This is a genomic window from Singulisphaera chitinilytica (assembly GCF_049331405.1).
Taxonomy (GTDB): domain Bacteria; phylum Planctomycetota; class Planctomycetia; order Isosphaerales; family Isosphaeraceae; genus PoT.
In genome coordinates, this window is sequence record NZ_CP186274.1 from 8,301,304 (window position 1) to 8,326,185 (window position 24,882).

The window sequence follows — 24,882 nt, forward strand, 5'->3', positions numbered from 1 at the left end:
TCTAGCTGTTCAAATCAGGGAGAAACGTTAGGCTAATGACAGCCGCTCTCGGCGGGTTCCTTTTAGTTAGCCGTTTCCAGTGCTAGCCTCGCCAGAACGCTCAATTCGCAGAGGTATGACAGTGGCCAAGAAGCTCTATGTCGGCAATCTGACCTACGACACCACCGAAGACAACTTGGTGGAACTGTTCAGCGAGTATGGCGAGGTTTTGTCTGCCCAGATCATCATCGACCGCGACACCAACCGCTCGAAGGGCTTTGGTTTCGTTGAGATGGCTGACGGCGCTGACGAAGCGGCCAACGCCCTGAACGGCCAGGATTTCCGCGGTCGTAACCTGACCGTGAACGAAGCCCGTCCTCGTGAGGATCGTGGCGGCGGCGGCGGTGGCGGTCGTGGTGGTTACGGCGGCGGCGGCGGCGGCGGCCGTGGTGGTTACGGCGGCGGCGGCGGTGGCCGTGGTGGTTACGGCGGCGGCGGTGGTGGCGGCTACGGCGGTGGCGGTGGCGGCTACGGTGGCGGCGGCGGCGGTCGCGGCGGCCGTTATTGATCCAAAAGTCGGTAGCACTGGCCCGACACGTTTACGGGTCTGACCACGCTGCCGACTTGCGTGCTCGCTCCTCTGCAGTTCTCGGCGACCTGCTCTCGACAAATCAGCGCATCACATTCGGTGATCGGGCCGACCAATTTGGGTCGGCCTTTCGTCGTTTTTACGATTTCCTTTCTCCGCGATCTTATCAGTCTTCACCATTCGCTTGATCCTCATCCAACTTTTTCCAATCCTTGAATCACGTTGACTTGTCGAATTCTGTATATTCGTAAAATCAGGCTCTTTTGAAGGATTTTCTGGCCCCGAAGAAACTCCGTTATCGCATGGAGGTGCAGGCTGTCGTCAATCCACCCAGGACGTTGGAGGACGACCGAAATCAGGCGAGTTCGTGCGGGAATCGACATTGGTATTTTCGAGATGTGGCTAGCACTCAAATACGCTCAATCCTGAATACTTGACTCGATTTCCCGGCCGGGAGGATCTCGCCGGGACTACTCCCAGTTTGCCGACCGCGGACGAGGGATCGCGGGCTGACCGCCGATGCCACGAGGATTCGAGGCAGTCAACGCTCGCGGGATCTGCAGCGCTCCCCCCAGGATGGTAAAGGACTTTCATCATGCCACGGTTCCGAGAATGGCTGGGACGAACGCCTCTCACCGATCCCAAGTCGCTGGTGAGTTCCCTTGCCTTCCACGGCGTCCTCATCTTCGCGATCTCCCTGGCCGCGTTCAGCGTCTCTGCGCCCAGCACGGATACGAGGTCCGGGAGCGTCCGAGGCGAGCTTGATCCCGTCGACAATCGCGAGGCCACGGAGGCGGGGGGCAGCCCCGGCGAGATCGGCGGCCAGGGGACTCTCGAGGTCGTCCCCTCGGCCAACGGCACCGAATCGCCAGGCCTCGCACGCGACCCGGCGGCGGATGCCCTGATCTCGGAGATCATCCCGAATCCGAGCCTGCCCGACCCGGCTCCGAGGGCGCTGCCCGGGCCCCAGACGTCGGGGATCGGCGTCCTCCCAGGCCCTTCGGCCGGGGGTGGCGGGGGTTCCGGGACCGGTTCCGGTGGTGGCGTCGGTCGCGGCGTCGGCCCCGGGACCGAGTTCTTCGGCGCCAAGGAAAACGCCGTCTCGTTTGCCTACGTCATTGATTGTTCGGGGAGTATGGCGACGCGGAATGCCTTGAATGTTGCCAAACGCGAGTTGCTCGCCAGCCTGGGCCATCTCCCCCCCTCGGCCCATTTCGCCGTGGTCTTCTACAACCTTAAGGCCACGATGCTGTCCGACCCGAACGGAAATCAAGGCTTGATGACCGCGAGCCCCGGGAACAAGTCGCGGGTCAAGGTCCAGCTCGACACGATCCTACCTGATGGCGGGACCGATCATATGCTGGCGCTTCGAGCGGCCCTGGCGCTTCGTCCGGAGGTGATCTTCTTCCTGACCGACGCAGACCTGATGACGAACACCGATGCCTCGGAGATCCTGTCCGAGGCGGGGAAGACGCGCATCCAGGCGATCGAGTTCGGGCGAGGTGCCGACCTCGGCGGCTCCGGCCCGCTCCGACGGCTGGCGAACTCGACGGGCGGATCCTATCGCTACCTCGACGTCACCAAGTTCCCGAAGCCCTGATTCGGATTGACCTCTCCGCCAATCTCTCCTACCATCCCGCCGCAAGCGGCACGCTCTCCGTTCTTCGATGCGCCCTTTGGGTCCCCGCGGTCGACCCAGGGATCGGCGCACCTAGGGTAACGGCGACGCATCGTGCCGCGTGGACCGATCGGCCAGGGAACGGCCAGTCCACCTCGAGACGCGTCGTTCGCCAGCGGCCACCCATCCCGGCCAGGTCGGGATCGGCGTGCCCAGGTGGACGCCCCTTGATTCGTTGTTCATTCCCCGGCTCCGGGAGGGGAACCATGCGTACGGCGATCATTGTCACAACGCTCAGCATCGCGGCGATCGCCGCCTGGATCACGATCGAGACCCGGCGCAACCGGCTAGTCTGGGACCACTTCGACGTGGTCAAGCCCGGTGTCCTCTACCGCAGCGGACAGCTCAACGGCGACCAGCTCAAGGACGCCATCAGCCAATACAAGATCCGCACGGTCGTGAACTTCCAGTACCCGGGCGACGGGGTCAACGCCGAACGCGAGATCACGCAGAAGCTCGGCATCGGGTTCGTGAACCTGCCCATGCCCGGCGACGGATTCGGCCGTGAACATCAATTTCGAGAAGTCCTCAAAGCATGTGATGATCCTGCACGCAGGCCGGTGCTGATCCACTGCGCCCGCGGGACCTGCCGGACCGGTGCGGCCGTCGCCCTCTACCGATTCGAACGCGACGGCTGGACCATCCAGGACGTGGCCGCCGAGATGAGGCGACAGACTTATCGCGAGGGCTGGCTGCCGGGATACATCTACGGAATGGTCCGCAACCACCCCAACCAGGCGATCTACGACCAGGCCGTGGTCCTGGACCAGCAACAGCAGCAACGCACCCAGGAAAGGGCGAAGGAGACCACCAATGTCCGCTGATGACGACCAGGACGTGACGTCGAATTCGCCCGCGACCGTCGAGATGCCCAAGAAGCCGAGTCGCCAGGCCCTGGCCTATGCCTGGGTGGCCTTCCTGACCCTCGCCGCCGGATTCGTCTTGATCGGCGGCGGCAACCTTGACCTCGGCCCGGTCGAGTCCAAGATCGGGCTCGCCTCGGCGAGTGCGTTCGGCCCGATGGGTCAGCTCTACGGCGGATGGGAGCCGAGCCTCTGGCCCGGAACCGTGGGGCCGAGCCACGTCTGGGGTCAGGGAGAAGACTCCGAATTCCCCACTCCCGCGTCGGTGCGTTGGCCGGCCGCCATCGCCGGGATCCTGACCGGCCTGGTCCTCTTCCTTCGCTTCACGAGCCTCTTCGGCATCCGAAGCGCGATCATCGTCTCGCTCTGCTGGTTCGGTAGCGTCGCCCTGATCGACCGATCGGCGGGCGGCATCCTGAACCTGGTCGCCGGCCTCGGGGTCATCGCCGCCCTGGATCGTCTCCTGGCTCGCGGCTCCGACTGGCTCTCGGGCATCTGGGCGAGTCTGGCATTCCTGGCAGGTGGGTGGCCGCCTCTGGCGTTGATCGCTCTCACGATGGTCGTCATCGGCCGTCGCGAGTCGAAGCTCGGAGTCGGCCTGCTGCTGCCTCCGCTGGTCACGATCGTGGCCTGGTCGGCGTGGGCACTCTCCGTCATGCCGGCGGAGGCCTGGGCCGCGGCGCTGACACTCCCGTTCACGCAGACATCTGCCTGGTTCCTCGCCCTCGAGGTCGTGGCCTTGAGCCTGCCCTGGGGGCCGATCGCCCTGATTGGCCTCAGCCGATCCGTCCGCGATGGTTGGAATCCGCCCGAGCGACGTTACGTCCTGGGCTGGCTGCAAGTCGCCGGCGCCGGCCTGATCGTCGGGACGTTCATCCCGGGGTTGTCCTCCGCAGCAATGATCCCAATCCTCGCGGGCCTTGCCGTCGCCGCGGCCGCTTGCCTCGATCGACTCTGGACCCTCAACGTGTCGACGGCCGCCCGCCGGGGTTTCCTGGCGATCGCCGTAGGACTGGCCGCGATCTGGATCGTGGTCGCCGCGATTGGGGGCATCGGCCTGGCGAGTGCGGCTCCTTACTATCGATATGTGGCGATGGTCCTGCTCGTCCTGGCGTTCTCGATGGGCGCCATCGCGGCGATGGGCGTAGCGACGGGGGACATCCGCCGCGGGATGCTCACGCTGCTCCTGCTGGCGATCAGCCTCAAGCTCGGGCACTGGGGCTACTACGTCCCCGAGTGGAACTACCGGCGGAGCCAGGGCCCTTGGGGACGAGCCATCGGTCAGTGGGTCCCACCCCGGTGGCCCATCTATACGACTCACACGTGGCCGTTCGACCTTGCGTTCTCGACGGGCCGACAGGTCCGACAGCTCGCCGCCCCGAAGCTCATTGCGTACCAACCGGGCACTCAACCGAAGTTCATCCTACTGCTCGAGGCGGAATTCGAGCACTGGCCCGAAGATGCGACGCCCATTCTCAAGGTCTCGAGCTTCCAGGATGAGCATGGTCAGGTTCGCGTCCTGGCTCGTACCCAGGGAGAGTTTTCGTGGAGGCTGGCTCGTCAGACCCGCGAAGAATGAGCTGATCCAGGCCTGACCGACGAAGTTCGTGAGACGAAAACGCCACTCTTCGCATCGATTCTCAGTCGTTGCGACGGAGTGGCGTTCTTGTGCGCAAGCGTCTTGATAAATCTCGCTTTGCGATTCCGAAGTTTGAAGGTATGGTGAGAAATAGAACATCTACTGAAATTTCAACGCTATTCGGTACAAAAAACGCAGAATGAGTCACCGCCGTCCATCACGACCGTACGCTACAATGACATTGAGAACTGAAGGCGATTGAAATGAGGTCATTCGCGTTTGAGGATGTGGACGAGCCATCCGAAGCGCCTTGATCGCTCGGTAGGGGTTGAACAGGCTCCATCGGGAAGAACGCGTCACGACTGGTGAGCCTGCGTAGAGGGGTGCAACAGCGATGCTAGGAAAGCTTAAAGAGCTACTCGGATCCAAGAGCCAACCCAATCCGCAGGTCCCTCCGAAAGCTCCAACCACAACCGCAGCCGTTCCGGCTCCTAAGGCGGCCACCAAGCCTCGACGCTCTCGCGTCAACATTCAGCGCCGATTCAACCTGCTCTCGATGACCTCCCAGGGGAGTATGTCGCGCGTCCATCGCGCCATCGACACATCGAACGGCAGGACCGTCTGCCTGAAAATCCAGATCCCCGACAAGAATAGCGCCGCGGCGGCCCGAGCGGCCTACGAAAATCGCCCCTCCGAGGGTGAGATGGCGATGAAGCTCGTGCACCCGAACATCGTCCGCACTTATGAGTACGGCGACTCGACGCGAGGTGAGCACTTCATCGTCATGGAGTTCATCGACGGGGTCAGCCTCCAATTCGTCCGGGAGACGCGCTCGGCGAACCTGGCCGAGAAGCTCGAACTGCTCGCCCAGGCGGCCGAGGGTTTGGCCATGGTCCATGCCCAGGGGCTCATCCACCGCGATATCAACCCCAGGAACTTCCTGGTGGACAACAATCGCATCGTCAAGCTGATCGACTTCGGACTGACGGTCCCCAACACGCCGGTCTTCCGCCGCCCCGGCAACCGCACGGGTACCATTCAGTACATGGCGCCCGAGTTGATCCGACGCGAGGCGACCGACGAGAAGCTCGACATCTTCTCCTTCGGCGCGATGGCCTTCGAGTTCTTCACGGACCGACTGCCCTACGACTCGTCGAACAACAACTCGCTAGCCATGATGCTCCAGCGCATCAACTCCGAGCCGCTCGACCCGGCCAAGGCCAACCCCGAGTTGCCCACCGAACTCACAGACCTCATCCGCAAGATGATCGCCAAGCGCCCGGCTGATCGCTGGAAGTCGATGGCGAACGTCGCGGATATCCTGCGGCAGATTCCGGTCGAAGCTCGGGCCTGAGCCCCTGCGCCAGACTTGCCCCCAGGGAAAGACGGTCAGGTCAGATGACTGGCCCGGCCTTTAGGGGCAACATCAATTGCTGGCGCTTACGCCCGTCGGGTTGCTCGGATCACGCGGGGATGGTTGGCGTGGTCTCGAATCGTTGGGGCCAGCTCGAAAGCCGGATGCGACGAGATCAGGTCGCGGACCGGCTTTTCCTGATCCGAGCCAATCTCGAGGATCAGGTGTCCGCCCGGCTTGAGGAGCGTGACCGCCCCGGCGACCAGGGGTTCGACGACACGCAGGCCGTCGTCACCGCCGTCGAGGGCCATATGCGGCTCATAGAGCCTTACTCCCGGCTCGAGCGTCGGGATCGTCGTGCTGGGGATGTAAGGCGGATTCGAGAGGATCACGTCGAAGGGACCGTCGTCAGCCACAGGCTCGAACAGGTTACCCTGGCGGAACACGATCCGATCCGAGAGCCCATGCTTCTTGGCATTACCCTCGGCGATGGCCAGTGCTTCGGGGCTGAGGTCTACTGCGATGAATCGGGCCGATTTTTGATGCAGGGTGCAGGCGAGAGCCAGGCAACCTGAGCCGGTCCCGATATCGACGGCGCGGGGTGATTCGAGATTCTTCGTCATGGCGAGGAACTCGACGACCACGAACTCCGAGTCGGGCCGAGGTATCAGGACGGCCGGCGAGACCTTCAGCATCAAGGAGTAAAACTCCTTGCGCCCTACGAGATAAGCAACGGGAGTGCCTTCGGCCCGTCGGCGTACCAGGTCGCGGAACGTGGCTCGGGGAGTCGCCCCGACCTCGTCCTCATAGTGGGTGTAGAGCTGGACGCGTTCCCAGGAGAGCACGTCGGCGAGCAGGACCTCGGCGTCGAGCCTGGGGCTCTCGGAACCACGTCGCTTGAGATAGTCGGCGGTCCAGGTGAGGAGCCGCCCGACGGTCCAGCGATCGGGATCGTCCTGAGGGCTTCCTACCCCTGCTGCCGCTGGCGTCGTCCCGTTCACGGATTGGGACGCATGAAGGGAGTCGGCGTCTTTTGGCATCGTAGGTCACACCTCGCCGAGTTGCTCGCGGCGGTCGTGGTCGATCAAGGCGGTAGTCAGCGGGGAAAGATCCCCGAGTATCACGCGGTCGAGGTTGTAGAGGGTCAGGCCGATGCGGTGGTCCGTCACCCTGTTTTGCGGGAAGTTATAGGTCCTGATGCGCTGGGATCGGTCTCCCGAGCCGATCAGGGTCCGGCGAGCCTCCGCGCGTTCCGAGCGGGCTTTCTCCTCGACCTGGTCGAAGAGGCGGCTCCGAAGGATTCGCATGGCCTTCGCTTTGTTCTTGTGCTGGCTCCGCTCGTCCCGGCAGTTGACCACGATGCCCGACGGCAGGTGTGTTATCCGGACCCCGCTCTCCGTCTTGTTCTGGTGCTGGCCGCCCGGGCCGCCGGCACGCATCACGTCGATCTGGAGATCCTCGTTGCGAATGATGATATCGACTTCCTCGGGTTCCGGCAAAACGGCGACCGTGGCGGCCGAAGTATGGATCCGGCCCTGCGTCTCCGTGACCGGCACGCGCTGGACGCGATGCCCGCCGCTCTCGAACTGGAGATGGCGGAAGGCCCCCTCGCCATTGATCCCGAAGGAGGCCTCGCGGAAGCCCCCGAGCTCGGTCGGGACCATCTCGAGCGCCTCGAACTTCCAGCCCATCTGGTCGGAGAAGCGTTGATACATCTCGAAGAGGTCGCGGGCGAAGAGCGCAGCTTCGTCGCCGCCGGTGCCGGCGCGGATCTCGATGATCAGGCCGGCGCGGTCGTTCCCGGCCTTCTGGTCGTAGAGGAGGTCCCGGAGGGTCTCGCCGATTTCGGTCTGACGGATCCGCAGGGCTTCGAGCTCGGCCTCGGCATAAGTCCTCATTTCGAAGTCGGTTTCAGCCTCGCAGAGGGCCTCCGCCTCGCCGATCTGTTGTCCGAGTTCGAGATAGCGGCCATAAGGGATCGCGAGCTTGGCCAGGCTGCTCCGCTCCTTGGCCAGCGCGGTCAGGCGGGAGACGTCCGTGACCACGTCGGGATCCAGGAGGGCCTGCTCGAGTTCGCAGAATCGTTGGTAATCGGTCTGAAGCTTCTCAAACACGACGGACCCGCTCCGACTGCCAACGAGGTGATTCGAGAATCGGCCGGTCTGGGCTTGATCGCTCCAAGCGGGACGTCGTCAATCCCTTGACGCCCCGAGGAGACAGTAGACGCATTCTGAAAAGACCAACGGCCCGTCGGGCTGCATCCGGGGGATGCCGCCTGGCGGGCCGTCAAGCTTGCTGCGATGGAGACTAGGCCTTGGCGGGTTCGGCCGGCTTCTTGGCCTTGCCGTAAGTCCCCTGGAACTTCTTGTTGAACTTATCGACGCGGCCGGCGGCATCGACGAACTTCACCGAGCCGGTGTAGTACGGGTGACAGGCCGAGCAAACTTCGACCGCGATCTTCGGCTTCGTGCTACGCGTCTTGAACGTGTTGCCGCAGCCGCAGGTCACTTCACACTCTTGGTATTTGGGGTGAATGCCGTCTTTCATTGTCGCAACCCAGTCCGTTTCTGGCCGTCCGCGCTGGCGGTGGGCCACTGCCATGGTCTCTCGGCCGGGAGACGACCCAGCCTGATTCCATGATGATACCAAAGAGATCGAACTTCGGCGAGAAGGAGGCTTCTTTTTCCTGCGCCTGTCCTCAGTTGGACGCCGGCGGCTTCTCGCCGATCCCGTCGGGAACCGGCTTTCCCTCCAGCAGAGCCTCGACTGCCTTCTCCACGTCCCCGTACGTGAACTGATGCTTCGGGTCGTCGAGCGTGAATCGCAGGACTTCCTTCCCCGAGGGGTCGTAGATGAATACGGCGGGGATGGCGTTGATGTTCAATTTTTCATTGCCGACGCCGGCTTCCTCGTCGAGCAGGTAGTTCGTGATGGTCGCGTTCTTCTCGTGCAGGAACTTCTTCGCGTCGCTGACCTGCTTCTCTTCAGACGGGTCGTCGAACGAGAGTGAGGCGACCTTCAGCCCCTTGGCCTTGTACTTCTTGTCGAGCTCGAGGAGGTGGGGGAAGTTCTCCTTGCAAGGGAGGCACCACGAGGCCCAGACGTCGACGATGGTGTACTTGCTCGACCTGTTCTGGCCCATCTTCTCCCGGAAGACCTCGAACTTGACCGGCTCGAGGGTTACGGCCCCTTCCTTCTCCTTGGCGGCGGCAACGGCCTTCGGCACGCCGAGGGCCCCGGCCAATGCCGTGAAGGCCAGCGCGGTGGCCAGGAGTGCGTAGCGGGTCTTCTTGCTCTGCAACGTCATCGGTGACTGCCTCCCCTTCCGATCCGAGTGAGGGACTCGACCTGCCGATCATCCACGAGTGCAGGCATCATGGCGCCATCGCCTTTCCGAATCTCGGAGCAAAGTCGACGAGGGACGACATTGGACGCCTGGGCGTTTATGCAAGAACGCCGCCGACGGGATGGGTCGGCGGCGTTCCAGATGTCACGATGGTCTGCGACGAGCCAGGCTCGTACAAACGCCTGCGATTACTTCTTGTACTGGATGCCGCAGCCCTTGGCGCGGGTCTCTTCGATCTCGACGCTCTCACCCTTGAGGATGGCATCCACGGCGGAAGCCAGGTACTTCTTGGTGACCTTCGCCTCCTCCCCGTTGTCGTCGAAGGCGCCGGTGTAGCGGATGACGCGGTTCTTGTCGAGGACGAAGAACTGCGGGGTCACGACCGCGCCGAAGTCCTTGCCGATTTTGCCGGTGTCGTCATAGCCATAGGCGAAGTTGTAACCCTTCTCCTTGACCCGGTCCTTGATGGCGGGGAGGCGGTCGTCGTCGCGGTCGTTGACGCAGACGGCCACGACCTTGACGTTCTTGCCCTTGTAGTCGTTGGCGAACTCGATGACGCGATCTTCGTAGGCGGTGACGGCGGGGCAGTGGTTGGCGAGGAAGACGACGACGACCACGTCTTCCTTGATGTCGGAGAGGCTGAGGCTCGTGTCCTTGCTGCCATCAACGGCGGGGATGCCGGAGAAGGCGGGGGCCTTTTCGCCAACGCTGATGGCCTTGTTGAACTTGCCGGCAAAGACGGGGCTAGCGACCAGGGCCAGGCCAGCCAGGCTGAGGAACAGCTTGCGCATCGGTGCATCTCCTCAAATCTTAGAGAGTATTAGACGAAGCCTTACAAAGCTTCGTTGGGCGCCGACTCAGTTTCGCGAGAGGCTCCGGACCATCCCTTCCGGATGCTTGACTGCACGAGGGGACCGAACCACTAGACCTCGAAGGAACCCAGGTTTCCCACGGTAAATAGCGTCGAAACGGAAGAACCCGCCCTCAATTTCGGTGCGAGTCCCCATTTCGCTCACGATTATAGATCCGGGCATTTCGGAGTCAACGACCTGGAAAGGTGCCTCGGCGCGGCCTCAGGTGCGTTTCGCGGCCCAGAGGACCGAGTTCGCGACCACCTGGCGCAGGGCCGGGTGGAAGAGCACGGGGAAGGCATCGTGGCCGGGTCGGAGGTACACGACTCGCCCCTTGCCGATCGTCCAGGTCAGGCCGCTCCGCATCGTCTCCCCATGATCCCAGGAGGAGAGCAGCACGACCGTCTCCGGGTTGGGGACCGAGAACGGCTCTGTGAACATATCCGTCTTGGGGATCGTGAACGGGGCGACGCCGCGCGCGATCGGATGATCGGGGGCACGCACTTGAATATGTTCAGGTTCGCCGTCTTCTCGCCAGCCGCCAGGCTCGCAGGCAGTCCCCATCAGGGCGCGGAAAGGCTTGCTGGCGCACGAGGCGTGGAGGGCCAGGAAGCCGAGCTTGCCCGACTTGACCCGCTCGACGACCGCGTCGACCCGATCGGCCGGGACGTCGTCGTGTCGGAGCCGGCCCCACCAGATGAGCACATCGGTCGCATCAAGGTCGCCGTCGCTCAAGCCTGCCTCGGAATCGCCGAGGCGCGACCGGGACACGTTCAGCTCATTCTTACGGCCGAGGTATTCGGCGATCGCTCCGTCGATGTCGCTCGGGTAGACCGCCTTGCGGGCGCTCCCCTCGCACCAGACACGAACTCGGACAGGGCGATCCGTCGCTGCGACTGTTTCCGAGACGTGCAGAGCTCCTAGGGCCGCCGCGCCAGTAACTGTGGCACGACGGAGGAACGTTCGTCGATCGAGACGCGTCTCGCGAACTTTCACTCGGCACATCCTCTTAATGGAATATCGTGGACGACCAGCGGGGTGGAGCTTTACGTTCGGGGCTAGCAGGCAGGCTCGATCCTTCGGGCGATCGAGAAGCGGGATATTCGCAGTGGAATGAATGTTAACCCGTCCGACTCAAGGTCGCAAGAGTCCCTGATCACGGAATTTAGGTGAGAATGCGACCGACGCGGCGGTTACTCGTCCGTGCAGAAGGATGCGACTTCGAGGGGTCAAGCTGGGAAATCTGTACTATCGGAGGCGGAACGCCATCGGCATGATCTCCGCGAGCGTAAAGGTCCCGACCCGATCGACGACGATGGGAGTTTCCGGCCTGGCGAACTCGGCTAGGACCTGGCGACAGGCGCCGCAAGGCATCAGGTGAGACGGCTCCGAGTCGGCGGGCGCATCGACGCATGACACCGCCACTGCCTCGATCTCGACGGCACCCGCCAGGATCGCGGCGAACGTGGCCGTGCGCTCGGCGCAGACCGTCAGGCCATACGAGGCATTCTCGATGTTGGCCCCGGAGAAGATCTGGCCCTTGGCCCAGATCGCCGCGCCGACGTGGAAGTTCGAGTACGGACAGTAGGCTAGCCGGCTCGCCTCCCTGGCTGCTTCGAGGAGCGCATCGAGCGGCGGCGTAAATGCGTGGGCGTCGACCATCGGGCATTTCCTCCTCGACGCTTGCGCGTCCGACGATGGCTCCTACTTCCCGGACAAAAAAAGACGCCCTCCGGACTTCTCTTTCGGAAGCCGGAGGGCGTCTTCAGCAACTTGCTTGCAGAATCGTCACTGGCCGTGCGGCCGGACGTCCTGGATGTCGTCCTCGGGCGAGTGCTCGACGAAGTGCCAGGCGACTTCGGCGGCGACGACCTGGAGGAACCGGTTCTTGAACGAACCTCGGCTCCAGCCCTGCCCTTCCTGCACCGGCCCTCGGATGGGGAAGGTGCTGTCGACGTAGTTATCGTAGATGCTGTGGGCCTCGCGAGGCTGATCCGTCATCGGCTTGTCTTTGCTGTTGAGCGGATGTTTCATCTCGAAGGCCTGGATGTGCGTCCGGCCCGTGCCTTCGAGCAAGCCAGGGCTCGAGTTGCTCGCGACCTGGAAGGCCTCGACCTCGAGGAAGATGACGATGTCCGCCTCGAAGGCCCGACCCGCTTCGGCCGGATCCGTCCAGTTCGGATGCCCCTCAACCCAGGTCGAGACCTTGTCGAGTTCGACGATGTCGATCTTCTTCTGGTGCTTGCGGAGGTAGAGACAGAATTCGCGAGTCAGATCGCGATCGAGCGACTGGAAATCGCCTTGCGTGCCGGCGACGGCATGCGTGAGGACGACCACTCTCTTGTTCTTCAGCGAGGGTCCCGGGGCCGGGACCGTGGGTTCGAACGGCTGGAGGAAGTAGAGTACTGTTCGTGGATCACAGCCCGTCAGGCCCATCAGCCCTACGGCTGCGGCGATCACGAGCGAAGCTGCGGCGCGGCGCGTCCTTGCGTGCGGCCGAGGGGTCCTCATAACGCCCTCCCAAATAACAGGCGAACCGTCCAGAAAAACAAGCTCAGGGCCACGATGATCACTGCCAGGCCGACCATCGGTTGTTCCAATGTCCGGAAACCGATCGGCCGTCCCATAATCGCGCCGGCCACGAGCCACGGAATCAAAACAACACATGTCGGTGCCAGCAGACTTCCGGCCGGATTGGCCCCCCAGGAGCGGTCGAGTCGGCCTCGCACGAACCATGCGAACGAGGTCGTCATGCCGCAGGTGGGGCACGGGTGGCCGGTCAAGAACGCGAAGGCACAGGGGGCCAGTCCGAGCTGAGTGTGCGTCCCGAACCCCCTTGGGTCGGGCTTCAGCCACCTGGCGATACCGAGCACCGTCGCGAGTCCCAGGGCCGTGACGAGCAGCGCAGAACGAGTCGCCTGTCCGAACCGAGAACGCATCGGGAGTTGAACGATCATGGACGTGCCGTTCGGTCGAGAAGACGTGATCCGAAGCACTGCACGAGACTGCAAGCCTAGGCTGCCGGATAGGTCGCCACACCATAATCCGCCGACAAAATCCTGGCAAGGCCAACCGTGGCGAACTTCTCACGCTTGAAAAAAGGGCAAATCTCGCTTTCAAGCCGCGTCCATTGTCAAAGTTTCTTAACCCATTCCTCGGCCTCGAGGGATGCTTGCTGCATCCGCGTCTCGACCTCGAGTCGGCAGGCCTCGATCGTGTCGCGATCGGCGTCGGGAGGGACGTGGACCGCATCGGGGACGACGCAGGCCGCCGCGCGGAAGGGCTTCGGCACGGCGAAGCGGTCCCAGCTATTCGCCCGCCAGGGATCGCTGAAGGCCATGCCCGCACCGACGATCGGCAGACCGGTCCGGCTCGCGAGGTACGCCAATCCCTGATGCACGTGTCGCCTCGGCCCCTTGGGGCCGTCGGGGGTCACGCAGGGGTTGCCGCCATCGAGGCGAAGGGTCATCTCGCGCAAGGCGCGGGCACCGCCACGAGTGGTCGAGCCACGGACGACGCCGAAGCCTAGCCTTCGGACGACCTGCGTGATGAGCTCGCCATCGCGGTGGTCGCTGATGAGGATGTGCATCTGCGGCCACGCCCAGTAATAGGCGGGGAAGAGCATCACCTCATGAAAGAAGGCATAGATGTAGCGATGACCCAGGCGACGCGCGACCTCGGGATTGAGCGTCGGGTTCGCATAGCGAAAGTGAAACCGGCTCGTCCCCACGAGCCTGCGGACCATCCACGCCCCCGTGATCCCGACGGTCTTGACCAAAAGCGGATGCTGGATCTTCATCGGCCCTCCCCTGGCCTACCGCCGGACGCAGCTCTATGCGTACGGCGTCCCTCGCTCCGGGCTCGATCCCCGAAGCTTGAAGCCTCGTATCTCACCAAGGCCACTCGATCAGTCCTTGACCTCACGCGAACGGTTTCGAGGTGCGCGCACGGGCGACAACTTAGTCGGAAAGCCGAAAACGGGATAGGCCGATTGGGAGGAGGCCAGGGCTATTGACGGATTCATTGTGGGGAGGTTAGAGAAGCGTCTTCGGCTTAGAACGACCCCTTTCGAGATCCTTGGCATGGACGCACCCTCAAATCTCGGCTTGCTCCATTTCCTCGATGAGGTCCTCGACCCTCGCAGTCGACACGGCCGCCAGCATCCCCTATCGGCCGTCCTCGCCTTGGCCTGCTGCGCCATCATGTGTGGCTCCCGCAGTTATGCCGCCATCGGCCAATGGGCCCACGACCAGGACATCGCGTTCATGCATCGCCTCGGATTCACTAGGCGTCCTCCCAAGTCCGGCGGCATTCGCAAGGTCCTCATGGCCCTCTCGCCGGCCGCACTGGAGGCGGCCTTGACCCGCTGGGCCGAGGCCCTGCTCGGCCAAATCCCCGCGGAGGACGAAGGCCTCCTTGCCCCCTTCGCCCTGGACGGTAAGTCGGTTCGCGGCAGCTTCGATGGCCTGAACAAAGCCGTTCATCTGCTCTCGCTGGTCGCCCACCGATCCGGGCTGACCGTGGCCCAGGCCAAGGTGCCCGACGGCGCCAAGGACAAGACGAATGAACATAAGGCCGCCCTCCAGCTCCTCTCGGGGTTGGTCCTCGAGGGCCGTCTCATCACCGGCGATGCCATCTTCTGTCAACGCGACCTGAGCCGTCAGATCGTCGACAGCGGCGGCCATTACCTCTGGGTGGTCAAGGACAATCAGCCCGCACTCCTGGCCGACATCCGAGCGGCCTTCGCCCCGGGAGCCGTAGAGGCTCTTTCCCCCCCGGCAGCGGCGCCTCTGGCTTGAGGCCATCGACACAGCGACCACCTTGGAGAAAGGACATGGCCGCACCGAGCGTCGCACGTCGACGGCCACGACGGCCCTGAACGGCTATCTGGACTGGCCCGGAGTGGGCCAGGTCGGCCGAATCGACTCGGTCGTGCTGCGCGACGGCAAGCGCACCACGGAGACCCGCCACTTCATCACCAGCGTGCCGCGTTCGATGGCCGGTGCCGAGGAACTCCTGCGCTGGTCGCGCGGCCATTGGACCATCGAGAACCGCTCGCACCATGTGCGAGACGTGAGCCTGGGAGAAGATGCCAGCCGGATTCGCAAAGGCTTCGGCCCCGAGGTCTTTGCGGCGTTACGGAACCTGGCCCTCGGCTTGATACGATCGACGGGGAGCACCAACATCGCCGGGGCGATGCGAAGGAATGCCAGCCGCATCAGCGATCTCTTCGCCACGCTGGGCATCTTCTAACTGTGATTAGCCGTGGGAGGAGGCCACCGTTACGCCGAGTCTGGCGACTTCAATGAGGCTGTTCTGCGGCTGCCTCGACTTTCAACTCCTCGGTGTCGATCTCGCATTTGCGCAAGAATTCGTGCAGATGCTCGTGGTCGTGTTCGCGCCCGAGGAGTTCCCTTAGGGCCTTCAGGCCTCGGTTGACCGGCTGATCGAGGCCTCGCGAGGGATGCGTGGAGACGGGGACCGGTACCTTCCGAGCTCGACGAGCCCCGAAGACCGCCAGGATATGCCGCACCGCACGATAGGCGAACCAGTAGCCGACCACGTTCGGCCCTGGCAAAGGAGCCAGCAGGACGGTGATGGGCGTGACCAGGGCGTTTAGGCTGAACCAGATCCAGTGCCGTCGTTCGCGCTGCGAAAGGTACTGGAGCCAGATCTCCTGCACATGCTCCTTCGAGAGCTTGGGGGCGTGATGGATCTTCACGTTCTGGGCATGGCGGAGCCGCAGGAGCAGGCCTTCGTCGGCGAACGTCGCTCGCTGGAGCCACTCCCAGACGGCTTTCACGCGCCCCTTGGCCCCGTCATGATTCTCGGACCAGGAGGCCCGCATCTCGTTGGCTTTCTTTTCGAACCACCCGCGCACGCCCGTGTGCTCCACTTTGGGCGTATCCATCTCGAGCGCGGGTGCCGAATAGAAGATGTTTCGGCCATCGTTGGTATGAATTAAGTAGATTTTCATCTCAACGCGGTCGTCACCGGCCTCTTACGAGTGAACGCCGTTCTTCGACGGCTGACAATACTTCAATCTTACGCTAAATCTGTCCTCGGTGTTCAAAGGCTCTTCGGCCAATAGACCAAGTGCATCTAGTGCGCCATAACTACGAAGGATTCGCTCCGCCACGGTTGCCACTGTTTCCCATTTGTGCGTGGGTACCGGAAAACTTCGGGAACCGCACTCGCAACCTAACCCATTGCTAAATAAGGGATTAATGTTGAAGTTCCACGCAAAATGAGGCCCTAAGTGCAGACTTTATCAGTGATTCAACGGGCTCAGCCCGGACGGCACTAGGCTGGCTCATCCCTTATGGTAAACTTTACGGTTTGATGAAGATCCGCGATTGCCGGGAGCGATTCGAACTTCGATGCGCGGGTCTCGACTTATCGATGATAGGTTTCTGCAATGTCCCGACACGTAACGGAATCGCCTGATTTCACGAGGAACGGAATCGGTTCCCAGCTGACGACCATGCCCCGGCTAGCACTCGACGAGCCGATGACCTCCCTGATCCAGGCGTCACTTGTACGCGCCCTCGACCGGATGAGGACCTCCGATCCGGCCGTGCGACAAGGGGACATGGAGGGCATGCATAAGATGCGTGCCACCACTCGTAGGCTCCGGAGTGAACTCCGGTTCTACGAGGAGTACGTCGACCCCGAGTGGGCGTTCGAGCTCGAGGAGGACCTCAAATGGCTCGCGTCCAAGCTCGGGTTGGTCCGTCAGTTCGACGTCCTACGCGACAGGTTCCGCGCCTCGGCCGGATCGCTGGAGTCGTCGATCGGGCCTATTTTCCAGACGCTCGGGGAACGTCGGGCCCGCGCCGCCCTCGAATTGCAGTGCGTCATCGACGGCATCCGTTACGAGGACCTCTGGCATCGTCTCCAGACGATGATCGAACACCCGACGTATGAGGACTCTGCTCTGGCGCCTTGCCGCGAAATCATCCCCGATCTCGTCGCCGATGCGTGGAAGAAACTCAAAAAGAAGGCACGAAAACTGAAGGACTCGAGCGAAGACGAAGACTTCCACGACGTCCGGAAACGGGCGAAGCGGGCTCGTTACGCGGCGGAAGCCGTCGCGAAAGCCCTGCCCTCCGCGCGGAAGAGAGACGCTCTCAGGTTCGCTGTGGCCGCCACCCACATCCAGGACATCCTCGGCGAGCATCAGGACGCCGCCGACGCCATCCACTTCATCCAGGACGTGGCGTCGGAGTTTCCCGACGATGGTGCTTTTAACCTCGCCGCGGGGAGGATGATCGAGCGAGAAACCTATGTCCTAGACACGAGCCGGGACAAGTTCTTCGAAGCCTGGAAGCCATTCGATCACCGCAAGAATCGCCGCTGGTTCCACTCCTGATAGAATGAGCCCACCTCGAGGCGACTCGAAGCCGAGTCGCCTCGCACTTGACCCACCCCAACGATCCGGAGACCCTCCCCTTGCAATGGCAGGACATGACCTGGGCGGCGCTCGCCGCACTCCCTCCTGACACTCCCATCGTGATCCCGATCGCCGCCGTGGAGCAGCACGGCCGGCACCTGCCCGTCTTCACCGATAGCATGCTTCTCGGCGAGGTCGTACGACGAGCCTCGGGAGCGCTGGGAGACAAGGTCGTCTGGACCCCCCTACTCTGGCTCGGCAACTCGCACCACCACATCGATTTCCCGGGCACGCTCTCGGCCTCCGCGCGCACGTACCTCGACGTCCTCGGAGACCTGATTGAAAATGTGATCACGCACGGGTTCCGTCGCATCGTGCTCCTCAACGGGCACGGCGGAAACATCGTGCCGTCACAGCAGGCCACCTTCGAAGTCCGCCAACGGCACCGCGATCGCGACGATTTGTTGCTCCTCGCGACGACATACTGGACCCTCGGCGCCTCGCCTCCCGAGGCCGATGCCTCGATCGTGCAGACGAAGATGGATCACGCGTGCGAGTGGGAAACGTCGATGATCCTGCGCCTGGCTCCCCACCTCGTCGGGGATATCTCCACCCTGGAGCCGGTCTCCTCGACAGGACGATTCGAGCCGGCGAACCGCGCCTGGATCACGCGCGAGCGGAGCACCGAAGGCTACCTGGGCGACCCGCGCCAGGCCACGAAGGAGAAAGGCGAAACGCTCTTCCAACTCTTTTCCGCCGACGTCGTCGCCTTGCTCGAACGAGTCGCGGACTGGGATGGGACTACCTGGGGTCCTTGATCCCCATACTTCCGAGAATGTCGCTCCCTCGCTAAAATATCGACAGGCCATGGGTCGCTGATCGATGCGACCCATGGTCCGTACTCGCATTCCGCAGCGGTCGGCCGCGCCACAGTCAATGCATCGGCAGTTACGCGCGGTTGCCCATCACGCCAAGGTTGTTGAAGATCCCGTCGGCGTTGACCAGGCCGTTGATGACCACGAAGGCCTTGCCCATCGTGGTCACGCGGCCTCGCCCGGCACCCGTCGGCCGATAGTGGATGTCGAGCGTGCCCGACCCGCCCCCGAGCGTACCGGCCGAGGTATAGAGGCCGCCGCTCGTCGGATCGACGGTCCAGGTGAAATGCGTGGGGAGCTTGCCGGGGGTCGTCGGGGCCGGCGCGGAGAGGTCGAGGATGAGATTGCTGCCCGTCGTCGACGTATTCCTCGGAATCAGGGCGGCAACCCCCGAGATCGGCTCGCTCGGGTCGGTGTAGGTGAAGAAACGAAGCTGCATGTCGATGTTGAGCGACTGATTCGATGAGCCGGAGGTCGTCACGTACCCCTGCATCACCTGATCGGTATAGCGGCCAGGCCCCGTGGTGTAGGTTCCAGAGAGTTTCGCGGTGTAGCGCTGGCGTAGGAGCTCGCGTGCTGTCGGCTGCGGAGTCGCCGATGAATCGGCCGCTGCGGCGGTCTCGCTCGGGTTCGTGGTTCCGGCGCGGGTGAGGATCGCCTGCACCGCGGGTGCGCCGCTGACGAGGCTCTCCTGACGAGCCATGTAGATCGGCGCGACCGAGAGCAATTCGCGCGACTCGAGCCGCTCGAGCAGCATGCTACGAGGACGCCGTTTCGCCTGTCGCGTTCGGTTCAGGAAAAACATCGCGGAAATCTCCCCTACTCCTCGCGAAGCGAAAAGCTGACGCACCGTGATTGCCGCACGTCCGGTCAAGCACGCAGCCTGTTTGCCCTTCGATGCGTCCGGACTCGTCAAGGCAGGACGCGAACGCCTACAGCCGTGTTCAGGTCGAGCATGGCACGGCGATGCCGCACGAGGGCGTCTCGGAAAACCTTGACGATGTCGTTGTACGCCCGCTGGGCCTCGAAGTAGTCGATGATATTGGTCTCGCCGCCGAGCCAACGCTCGTAGGCCGTGTCGCGAACCTTGCGCGAAGCGGGCAGGACTTCGCGTTCGAGTTCCAGGACTCGGGTCCGACTCACCTGGAACTCTCGCACGGCCTCGTCGACGTCGTAACCGACCTGGTTCTCGAGATTCGCCAACTCCACCTGCGTCTGGGTCAGGTTGAACTTCGACCTCGCGATGTTGCCCTGGTTCCGGTTGTAGATCGGGAGGGCGACCGTGGCACCGATCGCATACGAGTAGGCGCTCTTCAGGCCGAGCGGCGCGTTGTTCTGCATCGTATACGGTTGCAGGAGCAAATAAACATCCGAGTATCGATTCGCATGGGCGAGCTTGACGTCTGCCTGGGCGCGATGGAGACCTAGGCGGAAGGCGATGAGGTCGGGGCGACTGTTCATCGCCATGTCCATCAAGGCATGCTCATCGACGGGCAAAGGCCGGACGTCCCGGAGGGTCGATCGCAGCTTGATGGCGTCCGCCTCCTCACGCTTCAAGTTCAAGAGGAGTCCCAACGTCCTCTTGGACTTCTGCAAAACCTGCAACGCATCGTGGATCTGGAGCTGGCCTTGCTCCAACTGGGCGCGGGTGACGAGGAGGTCAGCCGGCTTGATCTGCTCCTTCTCGAGGAGCTTGAGATTGACCTGGAGGATCTTCTCGAGGCCGACCACGTACGCCTTGCTATACTCGAGGGCCGAGGACGCGGCCGAGACATCGACATAAGCCGTGTACAGGTTATCTATCTGAAGACGTACCGAGTCCTGGAACTGGGCCTCGGTGACTTTCTTGGCGGCCTCGGCCACGTGTGTCCTGGCCTTGCGCTTGCGCCAAACGTCGATGGGGAGAGTGACGTTGACGTCGTACTGCGTCTGTCCGCCCGGTCGATTATTCGAATAGTGGCCGTAAGGCACGAGCTGGCTGTCGGCGTAGAAGATCGGGTTGGCCCGAAGGCTCGCGGTCAGGACGTCGGCCTCCGCCATTGGGATTTCGAATTTGAGGGCGGTCAGGCTGAGGTTCTGGTCGAGCAGCCTCCCGATCGCCGCTTCCAGGGTGAGGCCATCGGCAGGCCCGGGATCCTCGGGCTTGGTCGGTTCCTCGAGTTGCCCATAGCTCGGGATGTCGGCCGGTGGAAGCACCTGCGGCTTGAATCGTACTGTCGGCTGCTTGAGGTTGACCGTCGGGGCGCTGAGCTGGTCGAGTGGGACGCGCGTGACCGAGGGACCCGGTCGGCCGCCGAAGAGGCTGTCCTGCGTCATCACGGGCGCGACGTCGAAGCCCGAAGTGCCAGATGCCCCGACGGCAGGGCCCAGGCTGCCTCGACTATCGGGAGCCCCCGGCGGTTCCTCGACATCGACCTGGGGGCCCTGGGCCCGGGCGCTCGTGGAGAACGCTAGCAACAAGCCGAATGCCAGCAGGCGTACGACAGGATTGTGACCCGCGAGGGTTCGACGCATACCAGACGACCTCCTGTCGTCGGATTACCACGGCGGGAGCATTGGCCTGCCTCGCTCGGCGCAGGACCGCATGCTCGATCCGGCTCCCTCCATGGAGGGTTTATCGGACGGGGTGGGTAGGCCCTTGATCGCCTTACGGCCTCAACGAGGCCACCTTCCTGGCTTCCTCGCAATAATCAAGAGATCCAAACCCACCCCCACAACCGGCATGATCGCGCCCACCGGAATCGATCACCTCGGCCTGAGCCGTCGCGGGGCCTTCTCGCCGGAGGCCGGCTTGTTCTCCCGAGGGTTCGGGAGCAGTCGGCTCGACTTCTCCGCCTTGCCTCGCTTGGGAGTCGACGTCGATTTCTTGGTCGATCGCGGGTCTGGGAAAAGCATCGGGACCACGTCGTCGAGGGTGTCGATCGTGCGGAAGGTCATGTCGGCCTTGACCTCGGGCGGCAGTTCGACGAGATCCTTCTCGTTGTGCCGAGGGATCAGGACTGATTCGATCCCCGCACGCCTCGCGGCGAGGATCTTCTCGCGGACGCCCCCGACCGGGAGGACGCGACCGGTCAGGGTCACTTCCCCGGTCATGGCGAGATTCTGGTGCACCGCCTTGTTGCGGACCAGACTTATGAGCGCCGCCGCGATCGCGACTCCCGCCGAAGGGCCGTCTTTCGGGACCGCGCCCGCCGGGACATGGATATGCACGTCGGTCTTGGTGAACCAGGACGGCTCAATCTCCAGGGGCTTGGCGTGGCTTCGCAGGTAGCTGAGGGCCGCCTGCGCACTCTCGCGCATCGACTCGCCGAGCAGGCCGGTGAGGGTCAGGGCCCCCTTGCCCGGCATGGCCGTCGCCTCGATAAAGAGGATCTCGCCTCCGGTCGGAGTCCAGGCCAGGCCGGTCGCGACTCCAGGCGTGCCGGTGCGGTCGGCGACCTCGCGGAAGAAGCGAGGCGGGCCGAGAAGAGTCGCCACCTGATCGGGGAGGATCGACGTCGCCTTGCGCTGACCTTCGGCGTGCTTCCTCGCGACCTTGCGGCAGATCGAGGCCACCTCACGCTCGAGGTTGCGGAGGCCAGCTTCTCTCGTGTAGTCGGCGATCACCTTGCGCACGGAATCATCCGTGAAGGTGACGTCCTTGGCGGTGAGGCCGTGGGCCTCGAGTTGCTTGGGGATGATGTAGCGCTGGGCGATCAGGGTCTTCTCTTCCTCGCTGTATCCCGGGAGTTGGAGGACTTCCATCCGGTCCAGCAGAGGGGCGGGGATCGTCTCGAGCATGTTCGCCGTCGCGATGAACATCACCTTGGACAGGTCGAAATCGACGTCGAGGTAATGGTCGCGGAAGTCGGAGTTCTGCTCGGGGTCGAGGACCTCAAGGAGCGCGGCCGAGGGATCGCCCCGGAAGTCGGCCCCGAGCTTGTCGACCTCGTCGAGCATGAAGACGGGGTTGTTCGTCCCCCCCTTCCGAATCCCCTGGATGATCCGCCCGGGCATGGCCGCGACGTAGGTCCGACGGTGCCCGCGAATCTCGGCCTCGTCATGCACACCACCCAGGCTGATGCGCACGAATTCGCGGCCGAGGGCCTTGGCGATGCTCTTGCCCAGCGACGTCTTCCCCGTGCCGGGAGGGCCGGCGAAGCAGAGGATCGGGCCTTTCATGTCCTTCTTGAGCTTGCGGACGGCCAGATACTCGAGGATCCGTTCCTTGATCTTCTCGAGGTCGTAGTGGTCGGCGTCGAGAATCTTCTTGGCGCGACGGAGGTCGAGGCGATCGCGGCTGGAGTTCGCCCAGGGGAGCATGGCGAGCCAGTCGAGGTACGTCCGGACGATCGAGTATTCGGCCGAGCTCGGGTGCATGCCGGCGAGGCGTTCGATCTCGCGTTCGGCCTCTTTCAGGACTTCCTCGGGCGGGTTGGAATCCTTGAGCCGCTTCCAGAGCTCGTCGATCTCCGAGTTCTCTCCCTCCCCCTCGCCAAGTTCTTCCTGGATCGCCTTGATCTGCTGGCGGAGGAAGTGATCGCGCTGGGCCTTGGTGATCTCGGAGCCGACCTGCTCCTGGATCTTGCTCGAGAGTTCGAGGACCGCGAGTTGCCGCGTGAGGAACTGGCCCAACTTCTCGAGCCTTGTCCGCACGTTGATCTCGGCGAGGAGCCGCTGCTTCTCCTCGATGGAGAACGGCAAGCTCGAGCCGAGGAGGTCGGCGAGACGCCCCGGTTCCCGCGTGTTCATCGCGGCAACCTGCAACTCCTCGGGGACTTGCTGGCTCTGCTCAACCATGCGCTGGAAGAGGCGGTTGACGTGATGGACCAGGGCATCGAGCTCGACCCCTTCCTCCACGACGTCGTCGCAAACCTCGATCTTGCCAATGAGATACGGCTCGGTGCGGGTCACCTCGACGAGCTTTGCGCGGAAGAGCCCCTGGCAGACGATCCGGGTCGAGCCGTCTGGGAACTTGAGCATCTTGAGGACGGTCCCGACGCAGATGGTCGGATACAGTTCGTCCATGCCCGGTTCCTCGGCGTCGGGATGCCGCTGGGTTACCAGGCCGATCATCTTGTCGGAGACGAGCACCTCGTCGATGAGCCTGATGCCGCTCGAGCGGTTCACGACCAGCGGGACGACCGTCTGGGGAAACACGACGTCGGAGCGGAGTGGGAGCAGCGGCAAACGATCGGGCGCGGTCGTACCAGCCTCACTACGCTCGGCAAGCACCAGCACTCGCCCCGAAGCCGCCGCGTCCTCGGCCACCGACTCGGGATCCAGTACTGGCGCAGGCGACGAGGAACTTTCCGGCCGAGCGGCTCGTCTAGTTTTCTTCTTGGCACTCATAGATATTTGCGTGTCCGAAATGTCTCGGCAGGAACCCCAGGCGCGTCCCGCTTCTGTGCGCGAGCATCAAATCAATTGTTTCCCACGCCGGGTCGGAAGGAAAGGTACTAGCTGCGACTCCGGGGCGTTTAACTTAAAACCCCTGATATCAACTTCTTATGGCTACTCGGATTGTGGGTAGCGAGATCTTGAATCGTCGGTGAAATCGGATGACTGGAACTTGCCCAGATTTCCTCAACGTTTCCACCAGTCGGCATCATCTTCCTGAGAGTAGTAGCGGCTCGACTGCGTGATCGACTGCAAGATCTGGTAGTTGACGAATCCGAAGTAGAGGAACCAGATCCCCATGAAGGTTTCTTGAAACCTGAAGAAGATCACCGCCAGGATGCCCGCCGTCAGAAGCGATACCACATGCGCCCAACGCGTACCTTTTCGGCGATCGACCAGATTGAGGAGCACCTCAGTGATCCGCCCGCCGTCCAGCGGCCAGATCGGCAGCAGGTTGAGTAGGCCCCACATGAGATTAATCTGGATCATTGTCAGGTACGTGAGCTTCGTAAGTTGCGGGAGTTCCCCAAACGCCACGCTGAAAATTCGATTCTGTTCCAGACCCAGGACCATCCTCACCAAGTTGACGTCGTCAATGAAGCTTATTCCCAATAAGACTCTCGCCAACAGGAACATCGCCGCGAGCAGGAGAAACCCTGCGCCTGGCCCCATGAACAGGACGGCGAGACGCTCTTTAGGCGATTGCCGCTCGATCTCGCACTGACAGTAGCCACCCATACCATAGAGCACGATTTCGTGGGCGCGGAAGCCGAAGAACGTCGCCATCAAGCCATGCCCGAACTCGTGCACGAGAATCGAGACGAAAGCGCACCCGATGAAGAGACAGATCAGCCTGAGGTCAGAGTTCCCACTCGCGAGGATCGCCATGACGAGCCAGAAGAGCGGGTGGACTCGCACGGGTATGTTGAAGAGTCGGAAACGCAGATCGTAAGGAGTCGGCTCAGCCGCACCCAGCATGAGACACCTCAGGGGAAA

The 24,882-nt window shown here is 63.0% G+C and carries 24 protein-coding genes; 9 read left to right on the forward strand and 15 right to left on the reverse strand.

The features are described 5' to 3' along the window. Window positions 1-121: 121 nt before the first annotated feature. The 5 genes from ACOYYX_RS32405 (at window position 122) to ACOYYX_RS32425 (ending at window position 6,042) form a co-directional block, all read left to right on the forward strand. On the forward strand, window positions 122-547 hold the full coding sequence (locus ACOYYX_RS32405; protein WP_422926801.1) for an RNA recognition motif domain-containing protein: 426 nt from the start codon (window positions 122-124) through the stop codon (window positions 545-547). Between the two features lie 616 nt (window positions 548-1,163). Next, window positions 1,164-2,168 carry a vWA domain-containing protein gene (locus ACOYYX_RS32410; RefSeq protein ID WP_422926802.1) on the forward strand — a complete coding sequence of 335 codons (1,005 nt, stop codon included), beginning with the start codon at window positions 1,164-1,166 and terminating at the stop codon, window positions 2,166-2,168. A 284-nt stretch (window positions 2,169-2,452) separates the two neighbouring features. Then, window positions 2,453-3,070 carry a fused DSP-PTPase phosphatase/NAD kinase-like protein gene (locus tag ACOYYX_RS32415; RefSeq protein WP_422926803.1) on the forward strand — a complete coding sequence of 206 codons (618 nt, stop codon included), beginning with the start codon at window positions 2,453-2,455 and terminating at the stop codon, window positions 3,068-3,070. After that, window positions 3,060-4,688 (forward strand): hypothetical protein, encoded by a 1,629-nt coding sequence (locus ACOYYX_RS32420; protein WP_422926804.1) that lies wholly within the window; start codon window positions 3,060-3,062, stop codon window positions 4,686-4,688. The genes ACOYYX_RS32415 and ACOYYX_RS32420 overlap by 11 nt, the downstream gene beginning before the upstream one ends. A gap of 574 nt (window positions 4,689-5,262) precedes the next feature. Next, window positions 5,263-6,042, forward strand: coding sequence for a serine/threonine protein kinase (locus tag ACOYYX_RS32425; protein WP_422926805.1), 780 nt, complete (start codon window positions 5,263-5,265; stop codon window positions 6,040-6,042). A gap of 86 nt (window positions 6,043-6,128) precedes the next feature. Here the strand turns inward: ACOYYX_RS32425 and prmC are convergent, their stop codons facing one another. The 10 genes from prmC to ACOYYX_RS32475 all read right to left on the reverse strand — a co-directional run bounded on the left by prmC (window position 6,129) and on the right by ACOYYX_RS32475 (window position 14,038). Then, a complete protein-coding gene (prmC, locus tag ACOYYX_RS32430; protein ID WP_422926806.1) occupies window positions 6,129-7,082 on the reverse strand; it encodes a peptide chain release factor N(5)-glutamine methyltransferase in 954 nt (317 codons plus the stop codon). Between the two features lie 6 nt (window positions 7,083-7,088). Then, window positions 7,089-8,156, reverse strand: coding sequence for a peptide chain release factor 1 (prfA, locus tag ACOYYX_RS32435; RefSeq protein ID WP_422926807.1), 1,068 nt, complete (start codon window positions 8,154-8,156; stop codon window positions 7,089-7,091). Between the two features lie 193 nt (window positions 8,157-8,349). Next, window positions 8,350-8,589 carry a 50S ribosomal protein L31 gene (gene rpmE / locus ACOYYX_RS32440; protein WP_422926808.1) on the reverse strand — a complete coding sequence of 80 codons (240 nt, stop codon included), beginning with the start codon at window positions 8,587-8,589 and terminating at the stop codon, window positions 8,350-8,352. A gap of 151 nt (window positions 8,590-8,740) precedes the next feature. Then, complete coding sequence (locus ACOYYX_RS32445; RefSeq protein ID WP_422926809.1) at window positions 8,741-9,349, reverse strand: TlpA family protein disulfide reductase; 609 nt, start codon at window positions 9,347-9,349, stop codon at window positions 8,741-8,743. 227 nt (window positions 9,350-9,576) lie between these two features. Further along, window positions 9,577-10,179 carry a thioredoxin family protein gene (locus ACOYYX_RS32450; RefSeq protein ID WP_422926810.1) on the reverse strand — a complete coding sequence of 201 codons (603 nt, stop codon included), beginning with the start codon at window positions 10,177-10,179 and terminating at the stop codon, window positions 9,577-9,579. A gap of 282 nt (window positions 10,180-10,461) precedes the next feature. Next, window positions 10,462-11,235 (reverse strand): ThuA domain-containing protein, encoded by a 774-nt coding sequence (locus tag ACOYYX_RS32455; RefSeq protein ID WP_422926811.1) that lies wholly within the window; start codon window positions 11,233-11,235, stop codon window positions 10,462-10,464. 252 nt (window positions 11,236-11,487) lie between these two features. Next, window positions 11,488-11,901, reverse strand: a complete 414-nt coding sequence (locus tag ACOYYX_RS32460) for a cytidine deaminase (RefSeq protein ID WP_422926812.1) — start codon at window positions 11,899-11,901, stop codon at window positions 11,488-11,490. A gap of 126 nt (window positions 11,902-12,027) precedes the next feature. Continuing rightward, window positions 12,028-12,750, reverse strand: coding sequence for a hypothetical protein (locus tag ACOYYX_RS32465; protein ID WP_422926813.1), 723 nt, complete (start codon window positions 12,748-12,750; stop codon window positions 12,028-12,030). Further along, window positions 12,747-13,196 (reverse strand): DUF2752 domain-containing protein, encoded by a 450-nt coding sequence (locus tag ACOYYX_RS32470; protein WP_422926814.1) that lies wholly within the window; start codon window positions 13,194-13,196, stop codon window positions 12,747-12,749. Before ACOYYX_RS32470 ends, ACOYYX_RS32465 begins: the two co-directional genes overlap by 4 nt. Window positions 13,197-13,372: 176 nt before the next feature. Further along, a complete protein-coding gene (locus ACOYYX_RS32475) occupies window positions 13,373-14,038 on the reverse strand; it encodes a lysophospholipid acyltransferase family protein (protein ID WP_422926815.1) in 666 nt (221 codons plus the stop codon). Between the two features lie 283 nt (window positions 14,039-14,321). Between ACOYYX_RS32475 and ACOYYX_RS32480 the strand changes: the two genes are divergently transcribed. Next, a complete protein-coding gene (locus ACOYYX_RS32480; RefSeq protein ID WP_422926816.1) occupies window positions 14,322-15,038 on the forward strand; it encodes an ISAs1 family transposase in 717 nt (238 codons plus the stop codon). A gap of 22 nt (window positions 15,039-15,060) precedes the next feature. After that, complete coding sequence (locus ACOYYX_RS32485; RefSeq protein ID WP_422922865.1) at window positions 15,061-15,492, forward strand: ISAs1 family transposase; 432 nt, start codon at window positions 15,061-15,063, stop codon at window positions 15,490-15,492. Window positions 15,493-15,541: 49 nt separating this feature from the next. Here the strand turns inward: ACOYYX_RS32485 and ACOYYX_RS32490 are convergent, their stop codons facing one another. Beyond that, window positions 15,542-16,216, reverse strand: coding sequence for a hypothetical protein (locus ACOYYX_RS32490; protein ID WP_422926817.1), 675 nt, complete (start codon window positions 16,214-16,216; stop codon window positions 15,542-15,544). 615 nt (window positions 16,217-16,831) lie between these two features. Here ACOYYX_RS32490 and ACOYYX_RS32495 point away from each other — a divergent pair. Both ACOYYX_RS32495 and ACOYYX_RS32500 read left to right on the forward strand, forming a co-directional pair. Next, a complete protein-coding gene (locus ACOYYX_RS32495; RefSeq protein ID WP_422931695.1) occupies window positions 16,832-17,611 on the forward strand; it encodes a CHAD domain-containing protein in 780 nt (259 codons plus the stop codon). Window positions 17,612-17,658: 47 nt separating this feature from the next. Then, complete coding sequence (locus ACOYYX_RS32500; RefSeq protein WP_422926818.1) at window positions 17,659-18,450, forward strand: creatininase family protein; 792 nt, start codon at window positions 17,659-17,661, stop codon at window positions 18,448-18,450. Between the two features lie 130 nt (window positions 18,451-18,580). Here the strand turns inward: ACOYYX_RS32500 and ACOYYX_RS32505 are convergent, their stop codons facing one another. The 4 genes from ACOYYX_RS32505 to ACOYYX_RS32520 all read right to left on the reverse strand — a co-directional run bounded on the left by ACOYYX_RS32505 (window position 18,581) and on the right by ACOYYX_RS32520 (window position 24,864). Continuing rightward, window positions 18,581-19,312: a hypothetical protein gene (locus ACOYYX_RS32505; RefSeq protein ID WP_422926819.1), complete on the reverse strand. Its 732-nt coding sequence runs from the start codon at window positions 19,310-19,312 to the stop codon at window positions 18,581-18,583. Window positions 19,313-19,419: 107 nt separating this feature from the next. After that, window positions 19,420-21,021 (reverse strand): TolC family protein, encoded by a 1,602-nt coding sequence (locus ACOYYX_RS32510; RefSeq protein WP_422926820.1) that lies wholly within the window; start codon window positions 21,019-21,021, stop codon window positions 19,420-19,422. 231 nt (window positions 21,022-21,252) lie between these two features. Further along, window positions 21,253-23,838, reverse strand: a complete 2,586-nt coding sequence (lon, locus tag ACOYYX_RS32515) for an endopeptidase La (RefSeq protein WP_422926821.1) — start codon at window positions 23,836-23,838, stop codon at window positions 21,253-21,255. A gap of 234 nt (window positions 23,839-24,072) precedes the next feature. Further along, window positions 24,073-24,864 (reverse strand): site-2 protease family protein, encoded by a 792-nt coding sequence (locus ACOYYX_RS32520; RefSeq protein ID WP_422926822.1) that lies wholly within the window; start codon window positions 24,862-24,864, stop codon window positions 24,073-24,075. Window positions 24,865-24,882: the final 18 nt, after the last annotated feature.